The organism is Actinomycetota bacterium (assembly GCA_030682655.1).
GTDB lineage: Bacteria > Actinomycetota > Coriobacteriia > Anaerosomatales > JAUXNU01 > JAUXNU01.
Window position 1 is genome coordinate 1 of the sequence record JAUXNU010000196.1, and the last position, 1,008, is coordinate 1,008.

The 1,008-nt window shown below is 41.8% G+C and carries 1 protein-coding gene; it reads left to right on the forward strand.

Annotated elements, in window-relative coordinates; all coding sequences use genetic code 11:
• Positions 1-520 (forward strand): acyltransferase family protein (locus Q8K99_12810; GenBank protein ID MDP2183436.1); only part of this gene is annotated, 520 nt, incomplete at its 5' end.
• Between the last annotated feature and the right edge of the window lie 488 nt (positions 521-1,008).

Consider the following 1,008-nt stretch of genomic DNA (forward strand, 5'->3'; position numbering starts at 1 on the left):
TTCTCTCCATTTTGCGGTATCTTTTTCCCATAGAAAGCGACCTCCTTTTGATTTGGTTTCAGTGAATCATTTTAATCGGGGGTCGCTTCCTACTTCAACAACTTACAGGGACATCATCATTGGATTCTCAATTAGGTTGGCAATCAACACTTTTAGTAACAGTCAGAGTCGAATCCCCTTTGCGCCCATTGCACTTGCACTAATGTCTGTCATTTTGTTTATTGATTTCTTTAAGCTTCCTTTTGGCAAATACTCTACAATAAGGGAGGTGTTTTATTATTTAGTTCCAATATTGGGCATGAGTGGAACTTATAGTTTACAATTCAAAAAGATTAATCCGCTCATTTTTTTAGGCAAGTATTCATATGGAATTTACTTGTGGCACTGGGTTGCAATGATGCTTTTTATGTCATTAGTAAAGTTGCCTATCGCAGTCTCGATTCTCGCCTGCATAGTGCTGTCAATTTCCCTGTCGATTTTGATGGAGATACTGATAAATAAGTTTTTAAGCCGTATTTAGGGCTCGCTCGGATATTATTCCCCCTTCCCCCGCAAAAGGGCAAGAATTTTACGAACCCCCCTGTCCTCGTTTGACCGAACCAGTTCGGGTAGACCCGTTCCTTAAGCCCATAATATATTAACCACAGAGACACGGAGGAAAGACCTCCCCTATGCCCCTCCTTATAAAGGAGGGGATTTAATCCTCCCCTTAATAAGGGGAGGTTGGAGGGGTAAGGTAGAATAAACAAGATAAAGGAGGGGATTTAATCCTCCCCTTAATAAGGGGAGGTTGGGAGGGGTAAGGTAGAATAAACAAGGATTTCATGCAAGCAGATAATGACACGGGAAAGGAGGAAGGCGGGATGGAAATGCTTTACAAATGCTTTACATTTAAAGCATTTTCAGACATGGTTTCCTTAAAAATCAACCACTTGGCCATACCCCCCCCCTCCCCCTGTTTTATAAAGCAAAAAGGGAGCCAAAAGCCGTAAGAGGGGTTGAGATAAA